The 21,121-nt window shown below is 59.3% G+C and carries 16 protein-coding genes; 9 read left to right on the top strand and 7 right to left on the bottom strand.

The genetic code is table 11. The features are described 5' to 3' along the window. Positions 1-20: 20 nt before the first annotated feature. Together GBK02_RS08520 and GBK02_RS08525 are read left to right on the top strand one after the other, a co-directional pair. On the top strand, positions 21-875 hold the full coding sequence (locus tag GBK02_RS08520) for an alpha/beta fold hydrolase (protein WP_203466258.1): 855 nt from the start codon (positions 21-23) through the stop codon (positions 873-875). Then, positions 872-1,645, top strand: coding sequence for an alpha/beta fold hydrolase (locus tag GBK02_RS08525; RefSeq protein WP_203466259.1), 774 nt, complete (start codon positions 872-874; stop codon positions 1,643-1,645). Before GBK02_RS08520 ends, GBK02_RS08525 begins: the two co-directional genes overlap by 4 nt. On the opposite strand, the gene GBK02_RS08530 is transcribed toward GBK02_RS08525, so the two are convergent. Both GBK02_RS08530 and GBK02_RS08535 read right to left on the bottom strand, forming a co-directional pair. Continuing rightward, positions 1,579-2,358 (bottom strand): zinc-dependent peptidase, encoded by a 780-nt coding sequence (locus tag GBK02_RS08530; protein ID WP_203466260.1) that lies wholly within the window; start codon positions 2,356-2,358, stop codon positions 1,579-1,581. The genes GBK02_RS08525 and GBK02_RS08530 overlap by 67 nt on opposite strands. After that, positions 2,358-3,242 carry a DMT family transporter gene (locus tag GBK02_RS08535; RefSeq protein WP_203466261.1) on the bottom strand — a complete coding sequence of 295 codons (885 nt, stop codon included), beginning with the start codon at positions 3,240-3,242 and terminating at the stop codon, positions 2,358-2,360. Before GBK02_RS08535 ends, GBK02_RS08530 begins: the two co-directional genes overlap by 1 nt. A 106-nt stretch (positions 3,243-3,348) precedes the next feature. Here GBK02_RS08535 and GBK02_RS08540 point away from each other — a divergent pair, with 106 nt between their 5' ends. Then, positions 3,349-5,571 carry a bifunctional (p)ppGpp synthetase/guanosine-3',5'-bis(diphosphate) 3'-pyrophosphohydrolase gene (locus GBK02_RS08540; protein WP_203466262.1) on the top strand — a complete coding sequence of 741 codons (2,223 nt, stop codon included), beginning with the start codon at positions 3,349-3,351 and terminating at the stop codon, positions 5,569-5,571. Positions 5,572-5,574: 3 nt separating this feature from the next. Here GBK02_RS08540 and GBK02_RS08545 read toward each other — a convergent pair whose 3' ends face one another. Then, the gene (locus GBK02_RS08545; RefSeq protein ID WP_203466263.1) at positions 5,575-5,880 is read right to left on the bottom strand and encodes a hypothetical protein; all 306 of its coding nucleotides are present in this window, start codon (positions 5,878-5,880) and stop codon (positions 5,575-5,577) included. A 3-nt stretch (positions 5,881-5,883) separates the two neighbouring features. Then, entirely contained in the window at positions 5,884-6,492 is a 609-nt protein-coding gene (locus tag GBK02_RS08550; protein ID WP_239002951.1) for a cytochrome c oxidase subunit 3 family protein, read from the bottom strand. 201 nt (positions 6,493-6,693) lie between these two features. Between GBK02_RS08550 and GBK02_RS08555 the strand changes: the two genes are divergently transcribed. Both GBK02_RS08555 and GBK02_RS08560 read left to right on the top strand, forming a co-directional pair. Then, positions 6,694-7,104 carry a bacteriohemerythrin gene (locus tag GBK02_RS08555; protein WP_203466264.1) on the top strand — a complete coding sequence of 137 codons (411 nt, stop codon included), beginning with the start codon at positions 6,694-6,696 and terminating at the stop codon, positions 7,102-7,104. A gap of 103 nt (positions 7,105-7,207) precedes the next feature. Continuing rightward, the gene (locus GBK02_RS08560) at positions 7,208-8,545 is read left to right on the top strand and encodes a DEAD/DEAH box helicase (RefSeq protein WP_203466265.1); all 1,338 of its coding nucleotides are present in this window, start codon (positions 7,208-7,210) and stop codon (positions 8,543-8,545) included. A gap of 75 nt (positions 8,546-8,620) precedes the next feature. On the opposite strand, the gene ppk1 is transcribed toward GBK02_RS08560, so the two are convergent. The 3 genes from ppk1 to GBK02_RS08575 form a co-directional block, all read right to left on the bottom strand. Continuing rightward, positions 8,621-10,702, bottom strand: coding sequence for a polyphosphate kinase 1 (gene ppk1 / locus GBK02_RS08565; protein WP_203466266.1), 2,082 nt, complete (start codon positions 10,700-10,702; stop codon positions 8,621-8,623). Between the two features lie 150 nt (positions 10,703-10,852). Then, the gene (locus GBK02_RS08570) at positions 10,853-12,193 is read right to left on the bottom strand and encodes an isochorismate synthase MenF (RefSeq protein WP_203466267.1); all 1,341 of its coding nucleotides are present in this window, start codon (positions 12,191-12,193) and stop codon (positions 10,853-10,855) included. Beyond that, positions 12,190-13,482, bottom strand: coding sequence for a class I adenylate-forming enzyme family protein (locus tag GBK02_RS08575; RefSeq protein ID WP_203466268.1), 1,293 nt, complete (start codon positions 13,480-13,482; stop codon positions 12,190-12,192). The genes GBK02_RS08570 and GBK02_RS08575 overlap by 4 nt, the downstream gene beginning before the upstream one ends. A 206-nt stretch (positions 13,483-13,688) precedes the next feature. Here GBK02_RS08575 and GBK02_RS08580 point away from each other — a divergent pair, with 206 nt between their 5' ends. The 4 genes from GBK02_RS08580 to GBK02_RS08595 are packed head-to-tail and all read left to right on the top strand — an operon-like array spanning position 13,689 to position 21,117. Next, positions 13,689-15,731 carry a TonB-dependent siderophore receptor gene (locus tag GBK02_RS08580; protein WP_203466269.1) on the top strand — a complete coding sequence of 681 codons (2,043 nt, stop codon included), beginning with the start codon at positions 13,689-13,691 and terminating at the stop codon, positions 15,729-15,731. Between the two features lie 6 nt (positions 15,732-15,737). Continuing rightward, the gene (locus tag GBK02_RS08585; RefSeq protein ID WP_203466270.1) at positions 15,738-16,280 is read left to right on the top strand and encodes a YfiR family protein; all 543 of its coding nucleotides are present in this window, start codon (positions 15,738-15,740) and stop codon (positions 16,278-16,280) included. Next, complete coding sequence (locus GBK02_RS08590; RefSeq protein ID WP_203466271.1) at positions 16,277-19,003, top strand: ATP-binding protein; 2,727 nt, start codon at positions 16,277-16,279, stop codon at positions 19,001-19,003. Before GBK02_RS08585 ends, GBK02_RS08590 begins: the two co-directional genes overlap by 4 nt. Further along, a complete protein-coding gene (locus tag GBK02_RS08595) occupies positions 19,000-21,117 on the top strand; it encodes an EAL domain-containing protein (RefSeq protein WP_203466272.1) in 2,118 nt (705 codons plus the stop codon). Before GBK02_RS08590 ends, GBK02_RS08595 begins: the two co-directional genes overlap by 4 nt. The last annotated feature ends 4 nt before the right edge of the window (positions 21,118-21,121 follow it).

Here is a 21,121-nt window from a genome sequence, read left to right on the forward strand (position 1 = left end):
AGTCAGGGACAGGAGGCAATATGCAATTCACTCAACGCAGCGTGCAATGCATCAGCCCATCCGGCTTGCACCGGATGGCTTATACCGAATGGGGCGAACGCGACAATCCCCGCGTATTGCTCTGCGTTCATGGTTTGACGCGTAATGCGCGTGATTTCGACAAGTTGGCCGAAGCCATGTCCAGCCATTACCGGGTGATTTGTCCGGACGTTGTCGGGCGTGGTCGCAGCGGTCGTTTGCGCAATCCGGCCGGTTACGGCATTCCGCAGTACGTGGCCGACATGGTGACGCTGATTGCCCGGCTCAACGTCGAGACGGTCGATTGGGTTGGTACCTCGATGGGCGGCCTGATTGGCATGGCGCTGGCCAGCCAGGAAGGCTCGCCAATCCGCAAACTGCTGCTTAACGATGTCGGGCCGGTGATTACCGTCGAATCACTCAAGCGGATTGGCAGCTATGTCGGCACCGATCCCACCTGGGCGGGCTTCGACGAAGCGCTGGCTTTTGTCAAAGCGGTCAGCGCGCCTTTTGGGGCGCTGACCGAGGCCCAGTGGTACGCATTGACTGAAAGCAGTGTGGCGCAGCGGGCTGACGGGCGCTGGGGCTTTGTCTACGATCCGCAGATCGCCGCACCGTTCAAGGCCGCTTTTGGCGATCAGGATATCGATCTATGGCCAGTCTACGAGCAAATTGCTTGTCCGACGCTGGTCTTGCGCGGCGCCGACTCCGATTTGTTGACGCGCGAAACCTGGCAGGCGATGGGATTGCGCGGTCCACGGGCCAGACTGGCCGAAATTCAAGGGGTCGGCCATGCGCCGATGTTCATGACCGAAGAGCAGATTTCAGTTGCTCGCGACTTTTTACTCAGCGTATGAAACATATTGTTGTTGATGGCCTGAAGCTGGAATACCGTGATTTTCCGGCGCAGGATGCCGCGTTGCCAACCTTGCTGCTGCTGCATGAAGGTCTGGGTTGTGTGGCGATGTGGCGTGATTTTCCCGAGAAACTGGCGAAGGCAACGGGTTGTCGCGTCATCGTCTGGTCGCGGGCTGGCTACGGTGGTTCCGAGCCTTATGCCGAGGTGCGTGAGTGGCGCTACATGCACCACGAAGGCGAGAAGGCTTTGCCGGCCTTGCTGGCGGCGCTCAATATCGAGCGGCCTGTCCTGGTCGGCCACAGCGATGGCGGTAGCATCGCGCTGATTTTTGCCGGTGCCTTTCCGGAAAGACCGCTCGGAGTCGCCGTCATGGCGCCGCATGAATTCGTTGAAGCGGAAACCCTGGCCGGGATTTCGGCCGCAAAAACGACGTGGACCGCGACAGACTGGCCGAACAAGCTGGCGCGTTATCACGCCAATGCGCCACGTGTCTTCAGCGACTGGAACGATACCTGGCTGTCGCCACCGTTTCGGGACTGGAACATCGAAGCGTATCTACCGCGCATCACCTGCCCGGTGTTGGCCATTCAGGGCTACGACGACGAGTACGCCACGATGCGCCAGATTGACGTGATCGCCGAGCAGGTGGCGGGTACTGAATTGCTCAAGCTGGAAAACTGCGGCCACTCGCCGCAGCGTGATCAGGAGGCTGCAGTGCTGGCCGCACTGGCCGCTTTTGTCCGTCGGCTGAGCGGGTCCTGCCGGTAGTAGTTTTTGAGCAAGGCGTAAAGTGCCGGATATTCGCGGTCAACGACCTCGGGAAGCTCAAAAAAGCTTTCCGACATGACCGCAAAAAACTCGGCCGGCTCTTCGCTGGCATAGGGGTCGATGATCGTCTCTTCGTCGTTGTCGACACGCCGGCAGAAATCCTCGTAGGCGGCAAAAAAGGTTTCTTGCCACTGCTCGGCGGTCAAGCCTGAGTGCAGCGCCGGCATGCCGTCCGGCTCGCCGTTCAGCATGTCGAGCTTGTGGGCGAACTCGTGAATGACGACGTTGTAGCCATTGCCTGCCAGCTGGACATCGTGCCAGGAAACAACCAGTGGTCCGCCGACCCAGGCTTCTCCGGAGAGGATGTCGTCGTATTCATGCACGATGCCATTCTCGTCGGCAATCTGGCGTGGTACGACGAATTCATCGGGATAGGTGATGATGCCGACCCAGTCGCGGTAAGCGCCGAGACCGAGCTTGAGAATCGGCAGGCAGCCTTGTGCGGCAATTGAAACGCAGATCTCGTCGCTCAAGACCAGACCGCCGGCCGTGCTGAATTCTTTTTCGGCGAGAAAGGCTTCGGCGAGCATTTTCAACTGTTTTTGCTCGTCGACCGCAAGATCGGCCAGAAAAGGGTGGGCTGCCAGGGTGGCGGCCCAGAGGCTTTCCGGAATCTTCTGTCGGCGCTGGCGAAACCAGTCGAACAGGCCCATTATTTTTTCATCGTCAGCCAGATACCGCTGAAAATCAGGCCGATTCCCAGGTAGTGGTACCAGTGCGGTATCTCGCCGAGGAAAACGGCCGAGAGCAGGGTGCCGAAAACCGGCATCAGGTGGATGAACAGGCTGGCCTTGTTGGCGCCGACTTCGGCCACGCCGCGGTTGTAGAAAATATAACCGAGGAAACTCGGAAAAATGCCGACGTAAGCCAGTGAGGCGAGTGAAGCAAGGTGAACGTTGATCTGCCGGCCACTGGCGATTTCCCAGAGGTAGGCCGGGCACAGGGCAAGCAGCCCGACACTGGTCATCGCGGCAAGCATCAGCATCGGATGAACGCCCGATGGGCGCCAGGCCAGGCCGACGGTGTAAATCGCCCAGACCAGCACGGCGCCAAGCATCCAGACGTCCCCGACGTTGAGGTTGAGGTGTGCGAGAACCTGCAGATCGCCGCGCGCCACAATCGTCAGCGCGCCGCACAGTGAAATCATTACGCCCAGCCCTTCGAGTCGGCCCAGGTGCTTGCCGAGAAAGGCCCAGGAAATGGCGATGGTGGCAATCGGAATGAAAGAATTGAGCAGCACCGCATTGGTCGCCCCGGTGTATTGCAATGCAACGTAGGCAAAGGTGTTGTAGCAGCCGACACCGAGCAGGCCGAGCGTGACGACCGGTTTCCAGCCCTTCTTGAGCAGCGGCCACTGTGCTTTGAAATGCGGCAGGGCCAGCGGCAGGACGAGCATCAGGGCGATGGCCCAGCGCCAGAAAGCCAGGGCCATGGGCGGGACGTCGGCACGAATGCCGCGACCGAGGACCATGTTGCCGGACCAGAATAAAGTGGTCAGGACAAGCAGGGTGTAGGGATTGGTGAGCAGTTTGGGCATGGTCGCCGGATTATGCCTGAAGCTGCCGGCCGGACAGCAATCAGTTGTGCCGCGAAAATGCTGATCTGCACCGGTCCTGAGTGGAACGGACATATAATGCCGGCCTATGGTTTCCGTCGTTCACTCCGTCGCTGCCCAGAGCGACTTCGATCAGTTTCTCGCCACCCTTTCGGAAGGTCTGGCTGCCGACGATGCAGCGCGCCTGAAGCGGGCGGTCGAGTACGCCTGGGAAGCTTATGGTGACAAAAAACTGGGGAGCGGCGAGCGTATCTGGTCGCACGCCCTCGGCATGTCGGTCATCATTGCCGGCTTGCGGATGGATGTCGAATCGCGCATTGCGGCCATCATGTTCGCCATACCGTCCCATGACGAGCATGGCATCGCCCGGATCGAGGAGCATTTCGGCAAGCCGGCAGCGCATCTGGTCAATGGCATTTCGCGCCTGAATCGGCTGCGGCCGATCACCAAAGGCTTCGTGGCGGCCAATATTGAAGCCGGTGAAGCAAATCCGGCCGAGATGAAGGCGCAGGTCGAAGTGCTGCGCAAGATGCTGCTGGCGATGGTCGAGGACATTCGCGTCGTGCTGCTGCGCCTGGCCAGCCGGACGCAGACCCTGCGCTTCTACGCGGCCAATCCGGACGATCTGCGCATCCAGGTGGCGCGGGAAACGCTGGAGCTCTATTCGCCGCTGGCCAACCGCCTCGGGGTCTGGGAACTGAAGTGGGAACTGGAGGATTTGTCCTTCCGCTTCATCCACCCGGAGACTTACAAGAAAATCGCCAAGATGCTCGACGAGAAGCGCTCGGAACGCGAGCAATTCATCGTCGATGCGGTCGCCAGGGTGCGCAGCGAGCTGGAAGCGGCCGGTGTAAAAAAGGCCGAAATTTACGGTCGACCGAAGCATATCTACAGCATCTGGAACAAGATGCGGAAGAAGGGCGTCGAGTTCTCCGAGGTGTACGACGTGCGCGCCTTGCGCATCATCGTCGATGATCTGAAGGATTGTTATACCGCGCTCGGCATTGCGCATAACCTGTGGTCGCCGATTTCCAAGGAGTTCGACGATTACATCTCGAATCCCAAGGGCAACTACTATCGCTCGCTGCACACGGCGGTGCGTTGTCCGGACGGGCGCAGCCTGGAAATCCAGATTCGCACCTGGGAAATGCACAAGCATGCCGAACTCGGCGTGGCCGCCCACTGGCGTTACAAGGAAGGCAGCAAGCGGACTTCCGAGGATGATTACGACGAGAAAATCGCCTGGTTGCGTCAACTGCTGACCTGGAAGGAAGAGGTCGCCGACAGTTCCGACTGGGTCAATCATTACAAGCAGGCGGCGCTCGACGAAACGCTCTATGTGATTACGCCGCAGGGCAAGGTGGTTGATCTGCCGCAAGGGTCTACGCCGGTCGACTTCGCTTACCGGGTCCATACCGATCTTGGCCACCGTTGCCGGGGCGCCAAGGTCAATGGTCATCTGGTGCCGCTCAACACGGCGCTCGAAACCGGGCAGCAGGTCGAGATCGTGACCACCAAGCAAGGCGGGCCGTCACGCGACTGGCTCAATCCGACGCTGGGTTACATCCACACCAAGAGCGCCCGGGTCAAGGTGCGCAGTTGGTTCTCGAACCTGGCGCTGGAAGAAACGTTGTCCGAAGGACGCAGCCTGATCGCCAAGGAGTTGCAGCGGGCCGGGCAGACCAGTGCGAATATCGAGGAGCTGTCGCACAAGCTCGGCTTTTCCAAGGCTGACGACCTGTATATCGCTGCCGCACGGGGCGATCTCAATCAGCGTCAGTTCCAGTCGGTTGCCCGGGGGGGCGATCTGCTGGCCGAAACCCTGTTGCCGGACGAGGTCCAGACCAAGCCGAGCAAACCGGTTGAAGGTAACCAGGGCATCCTGATCGTCGGTGTCGACAAGTTGCTGACCCAGCTGGCACGCTGTTGCAAACCGGCGCCGCCAGACGAAATCCAGGGCTTTATCACGCGCGGCAAGGGCATTTCGATTCACCGGATGGATTGCTCCAATTTTGCCAACCTGGCGGCACTGCATCCGGAGCGGGTCATCGAAACCGACTGGGGGGTTCAGACGACCGGCGTCTTTGCGACCGATATCGTGGTCGATGCCCACGATCGCCAGGGTTTGCTGCGCGATATTTCGGAAGTCTTCACACGCGAAAAGCTGAATGTGATCGGGGTCAACACCCAGTCCAAGCAGGGCAAGGCACACATGAGCTTCACCGTCGAAGTGACCAACCTGCGCCAGATGCAGCGCACGCTGGCCTTGATTCATGAAGTCGAAGGGGTGGTCGGCGTCCGCCGGGCCTGAGTTTTACAAACTCGCCCAGCGGGCGAACTGCGTGCCGAAAAATCCGGTCAGGATCAGGGCGGCTGGCGCAAAGGCGATGAAAATCGCCAGCACCCGTGCAATGAACGGGTGTGCCAGCCGGGATTCGATGAAGCGATGCGCCACCAGCATGCCCTTGAACCAGACAATTGCGGCGACCAGCAAGGGAAGCCAGGGGGCGCCGTGAAACCATTGGCCCAGCCCGAGGCTGAGCACGGTCAGCAGGCATAAAACCAGCCATGCCTCGGTCAGCGGGCGCAGCGAAGTGCTCGGTGTCGGATGATTGTCCATGGTTCAGGCCAGCACGTAAAAGAACGGGAAAATGATCAGCCAGATAATGTCGGTTGCGTGCCAGTAACTGGCCAGCGCTTCCAGTCCGACGTGGTCTTCGACCGTGTAGCCGCCGACCAGGTGGCGGGCAAGCACCCAGATGATGCCAAGAATTCCCCAGGTGGCATGGACCAGATGATTGAAGGTCAGGTAGTAATACACCGTGAAAAAGATGCCTGACTCGCCATTGATACCGTGTGCCAGGTTCCACTGGATTTCCAGATATTTGGCAACCGGGTAGCCGAGGGCGACGATCAGGCCGGCGATCAACCAGTACAGCGACGCCTTGCGGCGGCCGGCGCGCATCGTCGTGACCGAGCAGGCAATGAAGAAACTGCTGGTGACCATGAGCAGCGTAATGACCGTGCCGGACACCCGGGAAAGACGGTCGGCGCCTTGTTGAAATGCTTCGGGAAAGTGTGAGCGGGCAACGAAGTACACGATGAACAGGACGGCAAACTCGACAAATTCACAGGTGATACCAACCCAGATCCCCTTGTTGCCGGGAATCCGGCCGGCCGCAGGGGCGGAGGGCGTATCCGGCATCGTATCGAGCGTCGCTTCAGAGGACATGGGGCGTCACAATGGGTATTCGAAAAGAGATAGTCTGGCAGGCACAGAAAGAAAATACTGCCGCATGGATCAAACATTCTGAAAATGGATTTTCTGGCCTGTCGACCGCAGCACATGCTGAAAATGGCTTATTCGTAATAAACTGATAAAAATAATTGAGTTCACCTTTGTTGGTCGGTTCCCGCATTCAAGGAGTTCGCAATGTCTGCCGTCGCACCCGCTTTTCTGCCTGAAGCACTGCATATCGATGTTCCGGAAATCGACAACCAGCACGCTGCGCTGTTTGCCCGCCTGGCCAATTTGAAGGCGCTGTGCATCGCAGCGAATGCCTTGCCGGTCGTCGAGGCCGAAGCCCTGATGCTGGCCTTGCGCGAACACTGTGCGACCGAGGAGCGTCTGGCGACTGCCGCCGGGCTGGATTTTTCGCTCCATGCCGTGAAGCATGGAAAAATGCTGAAGAGCATCGCCAAGACGCTGGCCGATGTGCAGGCCGGGAAAATGGATGTGTTCAGCCTGATCCGCTTCGTCGAATACTGGTTTGAGCGCCATATTTCGGAAGAGGACAAGAATCTTGGCCGGCACCTGCAGCAAGCGCAGGCCGCCCAGCAGTAAAGGGTGTATTGCTGAACAATCCGGATCGAGCACCGGATATCGGCTCGCGACAGGGTAAACTCCGCCCATTCCGTTTTTTGCCCTTGCCGGCCAGCCCACTCCCATGACTTTTGCTTCACTCGGTCTGATCGACCCGCTTCTCCACACGCTCGAAAGACTCGACTACAAAACGCCAACGCCGGTTCAGGCCCAGGCCATCCCGGCGGTGCTTGCCGGTCGCGACCTGATGGCCGCAGCCCAGACCGGGACAGGTAAAACCGCCGGTTTCGCCTTGCCGTTGCTGCATCGTCTGGTCAGCGAAGGTCCGCCGGTCAATGCCAATTCCGTGCGTGTTCTGGTGCTGGTGCCGACCCGTGAGCTGGCCGAACAGGTTCATGCCAGTTTCCGCGAATATGGCGAAGGCTTGCCACTGCGGACTTACGCGGTCTACGGTGGGGTCAGCATCAATCCGCAGATGATGGCGTTGCGCAAGGGCGTCGATGTGCTGGTCGCGACGCCGGGTCGTCTGCTCGACCTGCATCGCCAGAATGCCGTCAAATTTACCCAGGTGCAGGCCTTGGTGCTGGATGAAGCCGACCGCATGCTCGATCTCGGTTTTGCCAATGAATTGAACGCCGTGTTTGCCAGCTTGCCGAAGCGTCGCCAGACCCTGCTGTTCTCGGCCACTTTTTCGGACGAAATCCGGGCGATGGCCGCCAAGCTGCTCGACAAGCCGCTGAGTATCGAGGTTAGCCCGCGCAATACGACGGTCAAGAGCGTCAAACAGTGGGTTGTCCCGGTCGACAAGAAACGCAAGAGCGAATTGTTTTGCCACTTGCTCAAGAAAAGGCGCTGGGGACAGGTGCTGGTTTTCGTCAAGACCCGCAAGGGCGTCGAGCAACTGGTTGAAACCCTGCTGGCGATGAAGATCAGTGCCGACTCGATTCACGGCGACAAGCCGCAGGCCAGCCGTCAGCGTGCGCTGGATAGCTTCAAGGCTGGCGAGGTGAAGATTCTCGTCGCTACCGATGTGGCGGCCCGAGGACTGGATATCGACGATTTGCCGCAGGTGGTCAATTTCGATCTGCCGATCATCGCCGAAGACTATATTCATCGTATCGGGCGGACCGGTCGGGCGGGGGCGACCGGCGAGGCCATTTCACTGGTCTGTGCCGATGAGGTCAATCTGCTGTCGGCCATCGAAACCCTGACCAAGCAGACGCTGGTGCGTCATGAAGAGCCGGGGTTTGAACCGGATCATCGCGTTCCGATGACCAACGGTGCCGGTCAGGTGCTGAAAAAACCCAAAAAACCGAAAGTGCCCAAATCTTCCGGCAAAGGTGTGCCGAGCAACTGGGTCGGTTTTGATGATCAGCCGGCCGGGCGGGGGCGTCGTGGCCAGGCCAGGAATGCAGCCGCGCCTGCCGGGCGCAAACCTGCGGCCAAACCGCGCGGACGTTGATGGTTGATGAAATGAAAAATGCGGCTTTCAGGCCGCATTTTTATTTTTCCGAAGGTCGACCGCAGCAAACCGCGCCTAGATATCTCCCAGCGTGACCATCAGTTCGCCTTGCGCATTGTGTGGCTTGGCGCGCGGAGAGCGGCGGCGCTGGTAATTGCCCTGGCTGTTCATGTCCCAGCCTTGCTGGTTGTCGGCCAGATAGAATTTCAGACCTTCGGTGATGACGCGTTTTTTCAGCTTGGGGTCGAGAATGGGGAAGGCCAGTTCGATCCGTTTGAAGAAATTGCGCTCCATCCAGTCGGCACTTGAAAGATAGACCGTTTCCTGGCCGCCGGCGTAGAAATAGAACACCCGGTGATGCTCAAGGAAGCGACCGATGATCGAACGGACGCGGATGTTCTCGGACAGGCCGGGAACGCCCGGGCGCAGTGCGCAGACACCGCGGATGATCAATTCGATCTCGACGCCGGCTTTCGAGGCTTCGTAGAGTTCATGGATGACTTCGGCTTCGAGCAGTGAATTCATCTTGGCGACGATGCGAGCCTTGCCGCCGGCCCGTGCTGTTTCGGCTTCGGCCCGGATGCCGGCAACGACATTGGGCTGCAGCGTGAAGGGCGCTTGCCACAGATGCTTCAGCGTACGCGCCTTGCCGAGGCCGGTGAGCTGTTTGAAAACTTCACTGACATCGTGGGTGATTTCCTCATTGGCCGTCATCAGGCCGAAGTCGGAATAGAGCCGGGCGGTGCGCGGGTGGTAGTTGCCCGTCCCCAGATGGGCGTAGCGTTTCAGGCCGCCTTCCTCGCGGCGTACGATGAGCAGTGCCTTGGCGTGGGTCTTGTAGCCGACGACGCCATAGACCACATGGGCGCCGACTTCCTCAAGCTTGGTAGCCCAGCCGATATTGGCCTCTTCATCGAAGCGGGCCATCAGTTCGACGACGACAGTGACTTCCTTGCCGTTCTGGGCGGCGCGGATCAGCGATTGCATCAGCACCGAATCGGTACCGGTGCGATAGACCGTCATCTTGATCGCGACAACCAGCGGATCGATCGCCGCCTGGTTGAGCAATTCAATGACCGGGGCAAAAGACTGGTAGGGGTGGTGCAACAGGATGTCGTTCTTGCGAATGCTGTCAAAAATGTTCATGCCCTTGCCGACAGCCTTGGGCAGCCCGGGGACGAAGGGCGTGAATTTCATGTCCGGGCGGTCGACCCAGTCCGGTACCTGCATCAGGCGAACCAGGTTGACCGGCCCGACGACGCGGTAAAGATCCTGTTCGTTCAAGCCAAACTGGGCGAGCAGGAACTCGGTCATCGCTTCTGAACAGTTGTCGGCAATTTCGAGACGCACAGCGTCGCCAAAGTGACGGTGCGGCAACTCGCCCTGCAACTTGGTGCGCAGGTTGGTGACTTCTTCTTCATCGACGAACAAGTCGGAGTTGCGTGTCGCGCGGAACTGGTAGCAGCCGAGCACGGTCATGCCGGTGAATAGTTCGCCGACAAATTCATGAAGAATGGACGACAGGAAAACAAAGCCGTATTCGACCCCGGCCAGTTCTTCCGGCAAGCGGATGACGCGTGGCAGGACGCGCGGTGCCTGGACGATCGCGGCATTCGAACTGCGCCCGAAAGCATCCTTGCCCTCAAGTTCGACGGCGAAATTGAGACTCTTGTTGAGTACTTTCGGGAAGGGATGCGACGGGTCCAGCCCGATGGGCGTGAGTACCGGCACCATTTCGCGGATGAAGTAGCTGCGGATCCACTCACGCTGTGCTTCATTCCATTTGGAGCGGCGCAGGAAGTGGATGCCCTGTTCGGCCAGAGCCGGAAGAATGACCGAATTTAGATGCTGGTACTGGTCGGTCACGATGGCATGGGCTTCGGCTGAAACCAGTCGGAAAGCTTCTTGTGCCGTGCGGCCATCGGTTGTAATGCCGGGAGCGTTGGCCTTGAGTTGTTCCTTCAGTCCGGCCATGCGGATTTCGAAAAACTCGTCCATATTGCTTGAAACGATGCAAAGGAAGCGCAGTCGTTCAAGGAGGGGAACACGTTCGTCCTGGGCTTGGGCGAGAACACGGCGATTGAAGGCAAGCAGGCCAAGCTCGCGATTCAGGTATTGATCAGCCGGAAAGCGGGGTTGTAATTTTGGATGGGTCATCGCGCGCACTCCACGTTATTTCTCAAGTATATGCCGTAAGCCCGTCATTTTGTTGCACAAATATTTCATTTGAATGACAGGCGGCGCTGAAAAACAAGTGGCTGGCAGGGGGCGCCCCAAAAAGCCGGGTTTTTCCCGGAAAACTCGCTGTCAGTCGTGCAGGGTACCGGTCAGCGGGGGCGTTTCCGGTGCAGCAAAGGCGCTGAGCAAGGTGCTTAGTTTGGCTTCCGTTTCAGCCAGTTCCTGCCGTGGATCGGAACCGGCAACAATGCCTGCGCCGGCATGGAATTCGGCGATGCAGCCGTTGATCTGCGCCGAGCGCAGGGCGACCGAAAATTCACCCTCGCCATGGCTATCGAGCAAGCCGAAAGCACCGCTGTACCAGCTTGGTCGCCGCTCGCCATGCTGCTTCAGCCAGTGCCGGGCAGCCGGACCGGGAAAGCCGCCAACCGCCGGTGTCGGGTGCAGAGCACGGACCAGGTCGAAGAGTGTGGTTTGTTCCTTGATGCGGGCAGAAATCCGGCTGCGCAAATGACGAAGATGGCCGGCTGGATGCTCGGTCGGTGTACCGGCCTGGGGGCGGGTCTGGCAGAGCGGTGCCAGGGCGTCGATGATGGCATCGACGACCAGCGATTGCTCGTGCCGGTTTTTGGGATCGCTCAATGAGGGCGACTCGGCCCATGCCGTACCGGCCAGCGCATCAGCTTCAACCGCGCCGTTCTGTAGCCGGAGCAGGCGCTCCGGGCTGGCGCCGAGAAAGGTTTGTTCGCTCTGGCCGTGGGCGTAGATCAGGCTGTCAGGTTGGCGGTCGATCAGGTTGCGCAGAATGGTTGCGGCCGAAAAAGGCGCGCTTGCCTGAATACTGCGCTGGCGACTGAGAACCAACTTGTCCAGCGTGCCTTTTTCAATTTCCCGCAAGGCGGCGCGGACTCTGGCCATCCACGCCTGTTCGGCCAGTGTTTCCGGGCGTTCCGGCAGTCGGCGTACGGGGCGGGCGATTGCCGGCTGGGCGATCAGCTCCAGCCATGTTGCTCGTGCCTGATCGCGGCGAGCCGCGGGAATCGTCAGGGTGACGGAGTTTAGCCCGTTGATCGAGGTGAGCAGGATGGATGGAATGGCGAGCAGCGCATTGGGCAATCCATCATGTGTTTCCGGATCGAAGGCGAAGCCGGCAAAGGCGTAGGCGCTCCCTTCGTGCCGCCATTCCTGGCACAGCCCCTGAAAGGCATTGTCGAGAGCGGCAAAGCGATTGCTGCCGGCTGTGCCGAGATGCAGTGCATGGCCAATGCCGAGCCGGAATTCGCCCTGTTGCGGACGGGCCCGATACCAGAATGGTGCATTTTCGGGGAGCAGGCTCAGCCAGTCGGCGCTTGTGCCAGCCAGTGGCCGGCTGATGCTGATTGGCGCCGAGGCCGGCGCGCCTGTCGCCAGCGCTTCGAGTTGCGCTGCCCAGCTTTGATCGTTGATCAGTTTGTGCAGAAGTGACTTCATGACGCGCTTTCGCCGGCCAGGCGCCGCAATTCTGCCCTGACCAGTTTTCCGGTCGGGTTACGTGGCAATCGGTCGAGAAAAACCAGTTTGCGTGGTACGGCTGCCGAGGGCAGGTGCTGGCGGGCATGTCGGGTAATCTGTTCGGCACTGGCCGTGCCAACAATCAGTGCGACGACCAGGTCGCCCCATACCGGGTCGGGCTGGCCGGTGACGGCAATGTCGATGATGCCGGGGCAAGCGGCAAGGCAGGCTTCGACATCGAGCGGGTGAATGTTGCGTCCGCCGCTGATCAGCATGTCATCGGCCCGGCCGGTCACGGTCAGACAGCCCGCCGCATCGATCCGGCCCAGGTCGCCGGTTGTCAGCCAGCCGTCGGCATCGATCCCGCTGCCATCGAGGTAGCCGAGCATGAGTTGCTGGCCGCGAACCCGGATCCGGCCATTCGTGCTGATGGCAATTTCGCTGCCGGTCAATGCTTTGCCAACCAGACCTTGTTGCCAGGGGCCGTCGGCCGGATGGTACGTCGCAATCTGGGCCGATGTTTCACTCATGCCGTAGCTGGGGGAGACCGGCCAGCCGGCACCGAGGGCTTTTTCGTACAGCGCAGGGGTGAGTGCCGCGCCGCCGACCAGAACGTGGCGCAGGCTGGCGGGGGCGGCGATCTGCTTGTCGAGCAATTGGGCCAGCATGGCCGGAACCAGAGATATATGTGAAACCGGGTATTTTTCGAGGTCGACCGCAATATTCTCGATGCTAAAGCCTTCATGCAGCAGCACGCTGGCGCCGGCCAGGGCGCAGCGCCACAGGATCGACTGGCCGCCGATGTGGTAAAGCGGCAGGCAGTTGAGCCAGATGTCACCCGGATGGAGCGGCAAGTGCTGATTGGATGCCCGGGCGGCCGCGGCCATGCCTGTGCTGCCGAGCAATACGGCACGGGCTTCGCCCTCGCTGCCGCTGGTCGAAATGATCAATGCTGTCTCGCCAGGAAGCTCGATGTTTTGCAGTGCAGCCCGGTTTTTCTCGATACCGGCCGGATTGTTGCGGTCGACGGGCCAGAAAGGGCGTTTTTCGATGGCACAGCGATACGCTTGTCGTGCCAGCGCCAGGCTGCTGCCTGAGGCGATCAGTGGTGTGTTGGGTGCGCCTGTTGTGCTGCTTTTTTCTGCTTGGGCGTCGGCCAGTAGTCCGGCGTAGCTCCAGGATTGGCCGGCAGCGATCAGGGCTGGTGCAGCCTGTCCATGGCGGGCGTGAATGTAGAGGCTGTCGGCGAGTGAAATGGCATCCTTCATGAGCGAACCATTATACGCAGTGAGATGGTTTTTTCGGGATAACGCAGATCAAGGAAAAGATCCTTCCATTGCCTGTATTTGGCTGATTTCACCGAGCATCACACAGATATCAGAAATAAGTTTGAAAAGGATATCTTGACCTTGCTTGCAAGGCTTAATGTGGGGAAAATCAGTACATCAATAACGATAAATTTCGGCAAACGAAAATGCGCTGCAAAAAAGTGCTTTCGCTTATGCTGCTGGCCTGGGGGGGCGATGTACTGGCTAGCAATGCAGTGGATGAGATGGGTCTTGAGGAGCTGACCAAGGCCGATATCACCTCGGTTTCCCGCAAGAGCCAGAGTCTGTCCGATGTGCCGGCCGCAGCGTTCGTGATTTCGGCCGAAGACATCCGGCGCTCCGGTGCGCAGGCCTTGCCCGATGTGCTGCGGATGGTGCCCGGGATCGAGGTGGCGCAGATCGATAGCGCACGCTATGCGGTGACCGCACGCGGCTTCAATGGCCGCTTTGCCAATAAACTGCAGGTTCTGATCGATGGTCGCAGTGTTTATCACCCGATTTTCTCCGGGGTGATGTGGGAGGCTGACCTGATCGCGCTGGAAGATATCGAGCGCGTCGAGGTGATTCGCGGACCGGGAGCTGCGATGTGGGGCGTCAATGCCGTCAATGGCGTGATCAACATCATCAGTCGTCACACCCGCCATCAGGGCGGGGGAGAGGCCGTGGCCAGCCTTGGAACGCAGGGTAAGGCCGGCCTTTATGCCCGTTACGGTGGACAGCTGGATGAGTACACTCGCTGGAAAATGTCGGTTCAGGGACGTCACGCCGAGCCGTCGCAACTTTACGCCTCAGGCGGTGAGAACGTTGATCGCCTGAATAACGGCGTGCTTGATTTTCGTCTGGACAAGGATCTGGGTGCCGGCCACGACCTGACTCTCTGGGCCAATGCCGTGCGCTCCTCGCTTGGCGATCAGTGGCGTCTGAATCCGCAGTATTCGGGAGGCGGCAGTTTTCTCGGGATGAACAACTATCTGATCCAGCAAAGCTATACGAGCCAAAGCTTGATGGGGCGTTATCGCTGGTTGTCCGATAGTGGTGTCGAGTCATCGCTGCAAATGGCCATGACCGATTCGGGCATCGAGATCAGCGAGTATTTCAAGGAAGAACGCACAACCTACGATCTTGATTACCAGGCGCGCTACGCATTTGCCGGGCACGACCTGCTGTGGGGCGGGAGCCACCGGACAACGTCGGATTCGGTGACTTCTGCAACCAGTGTGGTGTCGATGGCCAATCCGGACTATACGGATCGCAGCACCGGGGTGTTCGTTCATGACGACTGGACGCTGATCCGCGATCGTCTCGTTCTGGGGGCCGGGGCGCGCTGGGATCATCCGATGCGTGGCGGCAATACTTTTTCACCCAGCGCCAGCCTGATGTGGACGCCGGGTCGCAGCGACAGCGTGTGGTTGAAATACGCCCGGGCACCCAGAGTGCCGGCGAGAGCCGAACGCGATGTCACCATCTTTGCCGGCGTGGTTCGTCCATCGGCCGAATCCATGGGCTTGCCGGTCTTTCTTCGGACGCGTCCTTCTTCGCGCACGCTGAAACCGGAGGAAGTGGAAGGTTTCGAACTCGGTTACCGCAAGCAACTGACAAGCAACTTCAGTACGGATCTTGCGGTCTACCGCTATCGCTACAAGAATTTGATTTCCGGGCTGCCAGTAAGCCAGGATTTCAGCATGTTGCCCTTGAACATCATCCAGAATGTCGAGACATACAATTGCATGGCAGCCTGGAGCAATGGTGCAGAATTCAGTGCCGACTGGCTGGTGTCTGCTGCTTGGCGCTTGCAGCTTTCCTATGCCTGGACACGGCTTGAATTTGATCGCTCGGCTAATCCAACCTTGAATGCAACGGCGGAAAATGATGAAAAAAGCGGACCGCGTCATTTCGGCGCTTTGCGCTCGCAATGGAACATCTCGCCAATCCAGCAGTTCGATGCCTGGATTCGTGGCTCGGCCGGTTTTTACCGGGCCAATGCGCCTTATACCGAGCTGGTTCGCGTGCCGGGATACATGACGCTGGACCTGCGCTATGGCCGCAAGTTCGGCAAGGACGTCGAGCTTGCCCTGAGTGGCCGCAATTTGCTGGGGCCGCGTCGTATCGAGTTCATTTCGGATTACATCCCGAGTCCGCAGAGTGAAGTCACGCCTTCCCTGTTGTTGTCCGTGCGCTGGAAATTCTGACTGATCATGCGCTCCCGGCCTCTTCTTTCGACACTTCGCAGCCTTGCCGCCGTGCTTTTGCTCAGCCTGGCCGGCTCGTCGAGCTTTGGCGAAGTGGCGTCCGAAGGGCAGTTGAAGGCCGCCTACCTAGTTAATTTCCTGAAATATGTCGAGTGGCCGGCGTCGCGGTCGACGGCGACGATCTGCCTGTTTGGCCGTGATAGTCTGGGACCGTATCTGGCGTCTTACGAGGGGCGGCAGATTGTCGGCAGGGAATTGCGCATTCGTAAAGTGACCAGTCCTGACCAATTGGCCGATTGTCAGTTGCTGTTCGTGCCAGATACCGAGGAGTCGCGTTTCGCTGCAGTACTGCGCTGGTCCGACAAGCAGGCGATCCTGACGGTCAGCGACGCCGAAATTTTTACCCGTGATGGTGGTGTAATCGCTTTGGTGCGATCGGAGGGCAGGTTGCAATTTGACATTAATACCGATGCACTGGGGCGCGCCGGACTGAAGGCCAGTTCTCAGATGCTGCGTCTGGCCCGCCAGGTGAGCGGGGGCGGCCGATGATCCACAAGCTTCCCATCCGCCGCCGTCTGGCTGCGATTATCGCCACTTCGGTCGGCGTCGGGCTGGCCCTGACATTTCTGCTCTTCGCGCTGCGTCAGGTCGACCACCGCCGCGATGCCAAACTGACCGAATTGCGCTCGATGGCTGAAGTCATCGCTTTCAATGCCTCGGCTGTGGTCGAGTTTCAGGATATCGGTGGGGCTGAGCGCCTGTTTTCATCGCTGGTTCCGCATCGCGAAATTGTGGCTGCAACGATGCGCAGCGTGGATAGTGATTTCAGCTACCGCTATCGCCAGCTTGCCGTTCCCGTTCCGGAACAGGCACGCCAAGCCGACCAGGCGCATCTCGATGTGGCGAGTTACATCAATTTTTCGAATGTCACCGTCGTTGTTCCAATTCGTACCGTCGAAGGTGTCATTGGTTCCGTATCACTGACGGCCAGCCTCGATAGCGTCTGGCACGATACGCGGCTCGACTTTCTCTGGTTCATGGCCGGTTCGCTGGTGGCCTTCATTTTTGCCCTGCTGATTGCCCGGCGCATGCAGGAATCCCTGCTCAATGCCCTGGGGGCGTTGACCGAGACGGCCCGGGATGTGGCGGAGTCGAAAAACTTTCTGCAGCGCGCCACCAAGTACTCCGATGATGAAATAGGCCAACTGGCCGATGCCTTCAACACCATGCTGGTTGAAATTGCCGACCGGGACACCGAGCTTGTCCGTCATCGGGCGCATCTGGAAGAGGTGGTTGAAAAGCGGACGCAGGAGTTACGGCAGGCCAAGGAAGTTGCTGAGGAGGCAAATCGTGCCAAGAGTGCTTTTCTGGCCAATATGAGCCATGAAATCCGGACGCCGATGAATGGCATTATCGGTGTGGCGGATTTGCTGGCAGCCAGCACGTTGACCGCGAAACAGCAGTATCAGCTGACTACCTTGCGCAGTTCGGCCGATACGCTGCTTTACCTGCTGAATGATATTCTCGATTTTTCACGCATCGAGGCTGGCGGCTTGCAACTGGAGCGCTTCCCATTTGATGTACGCGAAACGATAGAACAGGTCATTTCGGTTTTCGCCCCGGCCGCCCGCAAGAAAGGCCTCGATCTCTGGTTCGATATCGACCCGGATGTGCCCGGCTACATTTTTGGCGACAAATATCGCCTGGGTCAGGTTCTGACCAATCTGGTCAACAACGCGGTCAAATTCACCGAAGTCGGCAGCATTCGTCTTTCGTGCCGGGTCAAGGTGCTTGGCCGAGGCTCAGAGCGTCTGTTGCTGACCGTTCGCGACTCCGGCATTGGCGTCAACAATACGGCACTGGAAGATATTTTTTCGCCTTTCCGTCAGGCCGACAACAGCATGAGCCGCCGCTTCGGTGGCAGTGGGCTGGGCCTGGCGATCGTGCGCGACCTGATCGGCTTGATGGGCGGTGAAATCCACGCCAGCAGCAAGCCGGGCGAGGGGTCGGTGTTCTCGATCGATTTGCCGCTGGAGGTTGCCCAGGCGGTACGCAGCCTGCCCGAATGGCTGGCGCCTCTGGCCGGGCGTTCGGTGGTTCTGGCCGCAACACCTGGCGATCGCGCCAATTACTGGCTGACGCTATTGAACTGGGGGGGAATCAAGGCCCGGTTGGCGCATGAACCCGGGCAGCTTGAAGGGCTGCTCGGTGAATTGCATCCCGATGCCGTGCTGCTTGAGGATACGGCGGCCTTCGAAGTCTTGCTCGATTCGGATGGGGCATATTTTGCCGGCATCCCCGTGTTGGTCATCCACAATATTGAAACCGACAAGGGAGATGCCACGCCGTTGCCGGCATGGGTGGCCGGGGATGTTCGCAAACCGTTCAGTGACCTCGACTTGTTCTGCGAGCTGGCCGAAATCTGGGGTGTCCTGGCTGAAGCGCCGCAGCAGGAGGAAGAGCAGGGGATTCTGCAGTTCGATGCCAAGGTACTGATGGTCGAGGATAACGATACCAACCGGATCATTCTCGAACAGATACTGGTGACGCTGGGGTGTAGCGTCAAACTGGCAGTGAATGGCCAGCTGGCAATCGAAGCCCTGAAAGCGGAGCGTTTCGATCTGGTGCTGATGGACGTCCAGATGCCGGTGATGGACGGTCTGCAGGCCACCCGTATCATCCGCGAAATGGAACGCAGCAATCAGCAGACCCGGCAACTGATCATTGCACTGACTGCCAATGCGCTGGCGGGCGATCGGGAAATGTGTCTGCAAGCGGGGATGGACGACTATGTCACCAAGCCGGTGACCATCGACCGGGTTGCTTCGGCCGTTGCACGCTGGCTGCCTTCTGTCCGGCGCACGCCAGCGCTGCAGGCAGAAAATTCGGGCGGCGCCGCCGAGAGTGTTCCGCTGATCGATCTGAATGAATTACGCAGCAGCCTGGGGGCCGAGTCAGAACGCGTCATTCCGGTTGTTCTGGCGTCTTATCTGAGGGAAGGTGAGGCGCATATCAAGGTCTTGAACAACGTTGACCGTGACTTTGATCTCGAACGGATCACCCGGATTGTCCATAACCTCAAAAGCTCCAGTGCTGCACTCGGCATCATGGGTTTTTCCGGTTTGTGCAAGGAAGCCGAGCTGGCCGCACGGAGTGGCGATCAGGATAGGACCAAGGCCTTTATCGAGCGGGTTGTGCACGACTTTGCCGTCGTCAAGGCAGCCGTCGGCAAAATCCTGTCGCCGGTCGACGATGTGAAGGAAAAATCATGAACTCACCGGGTAAACAGCGCATTCTGGTGGTCGACGATGAGCCGGTGATGCGAACCATCACCCAGACCGTTCTTGCCCAGCATGAATTCGACGTGATCGTTGCCGAATCGGCCGAAGAAGCCTTCGAACTGATCGGCCGGGGAGAATTGCCGGATTTGCTGCTGCTTGACGTGCTGATGCCGGGCATGAACGGCTTTGACGCCTGCCGCGCCCTGCGCCGCCAGCATCATCTCGAACATCTGCCGATCATCATGCTGACCGCGCTCGACGATCAGGCCTCGATCGATGAGGCTTATCGCTGCGGTGCCACCGACTTCATCACCAAACCCCTGAACATGCCCTTGCTGCCTCACCGCGTGCGCTATCTGCTGCGTTCGGCCCAGGCGTTCAAGGAGTTGATGGATAGTCAGGAAAACCTGATCAATACCCAGCAAATCGCCCATCTGGGCAACTGGATGATGGATGAGCATGGCGCGGTCGTGAATGCCTCGCGCCAGTATCTCGACATCATCGGTGCGAGCATGCTGCCCGTGCCGAAGGAGCGCCTGCTCGCCCGTGTCCATCGCGAAGACCGGGCGGCACTGGTCCGTGGCCGGACGGAGCTGAAATCTGGCCGTTCATATCGGCTGGATTACCGTTTGCGCGGTCTACACGATGAAAGCACATGGTTTCATGTGCATGAAATGGGTTTTCCGCGCTTTGGCGATGTCGGCGAATATCTCGGCGCCAGCGGTTTCATCCAGGACATTACCCAGCGCGTCGAACAGGAAGAGAAAATCCGCCAGCTGGCCTGGCATGACAGCCTGACCGGCCTGTACAACCGGAATCGTCTGCTTGAGTTGCTTGATCGTGACCTGAACAATGCCGAGACGCCGTATGTGCTGGCCCTGCTGTTCATCCATTTTGATCACCTGCGCCAGATCGCCATGGTGGCTGGGCAGGATATCGCGGATACCGTCATCAAGGTGCAGGCCAGCCGGCTGAGCAGCCTGCTCGATGCATCAACTGAAGATCCCGGCAAAGCGATGCTCGGAGCTGCTGCGCTGGCACGTTACGACGAGCAGTCGTTGATTGTCGCCTTGCCCGGCCAGCAGGATCACGAGGTGATCCGCCGTCTGGCCGAGGCCATCTGCGAGACGCTGGCACGCCCGGTTTTCCTCGGTGCTGAAGAGTTCTTGAGCAAGCCATTCATCGGGATTTCGTGCTATCCGGAAGATGCGACAGATTCGCAGGAACTGATGCGGCGTGCGACGCTGGTCGCCTTGCGGGCCGCGCGCTCGGAAGGTGCCACGGTTAATTTCTTTGATCCGGAACATGACCGCGAGGCGATGCAACGCATGGTCATGGAGCGCAGTTTGCGTGTCGCGCTGGAGCAGGGTAACGAACTGTTGCCATTCCTGCAGCCCAAGATCTCGGCCCGGACCGGCCAGGTGCTGGGGGCGGAAGTCCTGCTGCGCTGGCAACATCCGCTCAAAGGGCTGGTCTCCCCGGCACAGTTCATTCCACTGGCCGAGGAAACCGGCCTTATCCACCCGATCAGCGAATGGCTGATCAGTCATGTCTGCGAAATGCTGGCACGCTGGCAGCAAAAAAATCCGAATCTGGGCTGCATCAGCATCAACCTTTCAGCCCACAGCTTCTTTGATCGCACCCTGGTCCAGTTTGTCGATGAAGTGTTGTACCGAACTGGCGTGGCGCCTTCGCAACTGATTGTTGAATTGACCGAAACCGTGCTGATGCAGGACACCGATGCAGCCAATCGCGTGATCGCCAGCTTGCGTCAGCGAGGTATCCGGATTTCGCTGGACGATTTTGGGACCGGTTTTTCCTCGTTGGGCTATTTGAACCGCTTCGATATCGATGAAATCAAGATCGACCGTTCCTTCGTCCTCGATCTGGAGGCTGATCGGACGGCGCAGGCGCTGGTGCAGGCGATTATCAGTCTGGGCCATGCGCTCGGGCTGGAGGTCGTCGCCGAAGGTGTCGAAACCGAGGCGCAGGCGAGCTTGCTGCGGCAGATGGGCTGCGATATTTTCCAGGGTTTCCTGTTTGCCCGCCCGATGCCTGCCGGTGATTTTCCGGCCTTTGTCGAGGCCCGTCAGGGACTTGGCTGAGCCC

Origin of the sequence: Dechloromonas sp. TW-R-39-2 (assembly GCF_016864195.1) — a bacterium.
Classification (GTDB): Bacteria; Pseudomonadota; Gammaproteobacteria; order Burkholderiales; family Rhodocyclaceae; genus Azonexus.

Bases quoted from the DNA above. Each gene is read 5' to 3' on its own strand.
- GBK02_RS08520 (WP_203466258.1), top strand. From the start codon at position 21: ATGCAATTCACTCAACGCAGCGTGCAATGCATCAGCCCATCCGGCTTG.
- GBK02_RS08555 (WP_203466264.1), top strand. From the start codon at position 6,694: ATGTCTGCCGTCGCACCCGCTTTTCTGCCTGAAGCACTGCATATCGAT.
- GBK02_RS08560 (WP_203466265.1), top strand. From the start codon at position 7,208: ATGACTTTTGCTTCACTCGGTCTGATCGACCCGCTTCTCCACACGCTC.
- GBK02_RS08540 (WP_203466262.1), top strand. From the start codon at position 3,349: ATGGTTTCCGTCGTTCACTCCGTCGCTGCCCAGAGCGACTTCGATCAG.
- GBK02_RS08590 (WP_203466271.1), top strand. From the start codon at position 16,277: ATGATCCACAAGCTTCCCATCCGCCGCCGTCTGGCTGCGATTATCGCC.
- GBK02_RS08595 (WP_203466272.1), top strand. From the start codon at position 19,000: ATGAACTCACCGGGTAAACAGCGCATTCTGGTGGTCGACGATGAGCCG.
- GBK02_RS08525 (WP_203466259.1), top strand. From the start codon at position 872: ATGAAACATATTGTTGTTGATGGCCTGAAGCTGGAATACCGTGATTTT.
- GBK02_RS08535 (WP_203466261.1), bottom strand. From the start codon at position 3,242: ATGCCCAAACTGCTCACCAATCCCTACACCCTGCTTGTCCTGACCACT.
- GBK02_RS08580 (WP_203466269.1), top strand. From the start codon at position 13,689: ATGCGCTGCAAAAAAGTGCTTTCGCTTATGCTGCTGGCCTGGGGGGGC.
- ppk1 (WP_203466266.1), bottom strand. From the start codon at position 10,702: ATGACCCATCCAAAATTACAACCCCGCTTTCCGGCTGATCAATACCTG.
- GBK02_RS08585 (WP_203466270.1), top strand. From the start codon at position 15,738: ATGCGCTCCCGGCCTCTTCTTTCGACACTTCGCAGCCTTGCCGCCGTG.
- GBK02_RS08570 (WP_203466267.1), bottom strand. From the start codon at position 12,193: ATGAAGTCACTTCTGCACAAACTGATCAACGATCAAAGCTGGGCAGCG.
- GBK02_RS08530 (WP_203466260.1), bottom strand. From the start codon at position 2,358: ATGGGCCTGTTCGACTGGTTTCGCCAGCGCCGACAGAAGATTCCGGAA.
- GBK02_RS08545 (WP_203466263.1), bottom strand. From the start codon at position 5,880: ATGGACAATCATCCGACACCGAGCACTTCGCTGCGCCCGCTGACCGAG.
- GBK02_RS08575 (WP_203466268.1), bottom strand. From the start codon at position 13,482: ATGAAGGATGCCATTTCACTCGCCGACAGCCTCTACATTCACGCCCGC.
- GBK02_RS08550 (WP_239002951.1), bottom strand. From the start codon at position 6,492: ATGTCCTCTGAAGCGACGCTCGATACGATGCCGGATACGCCCTCCGCC.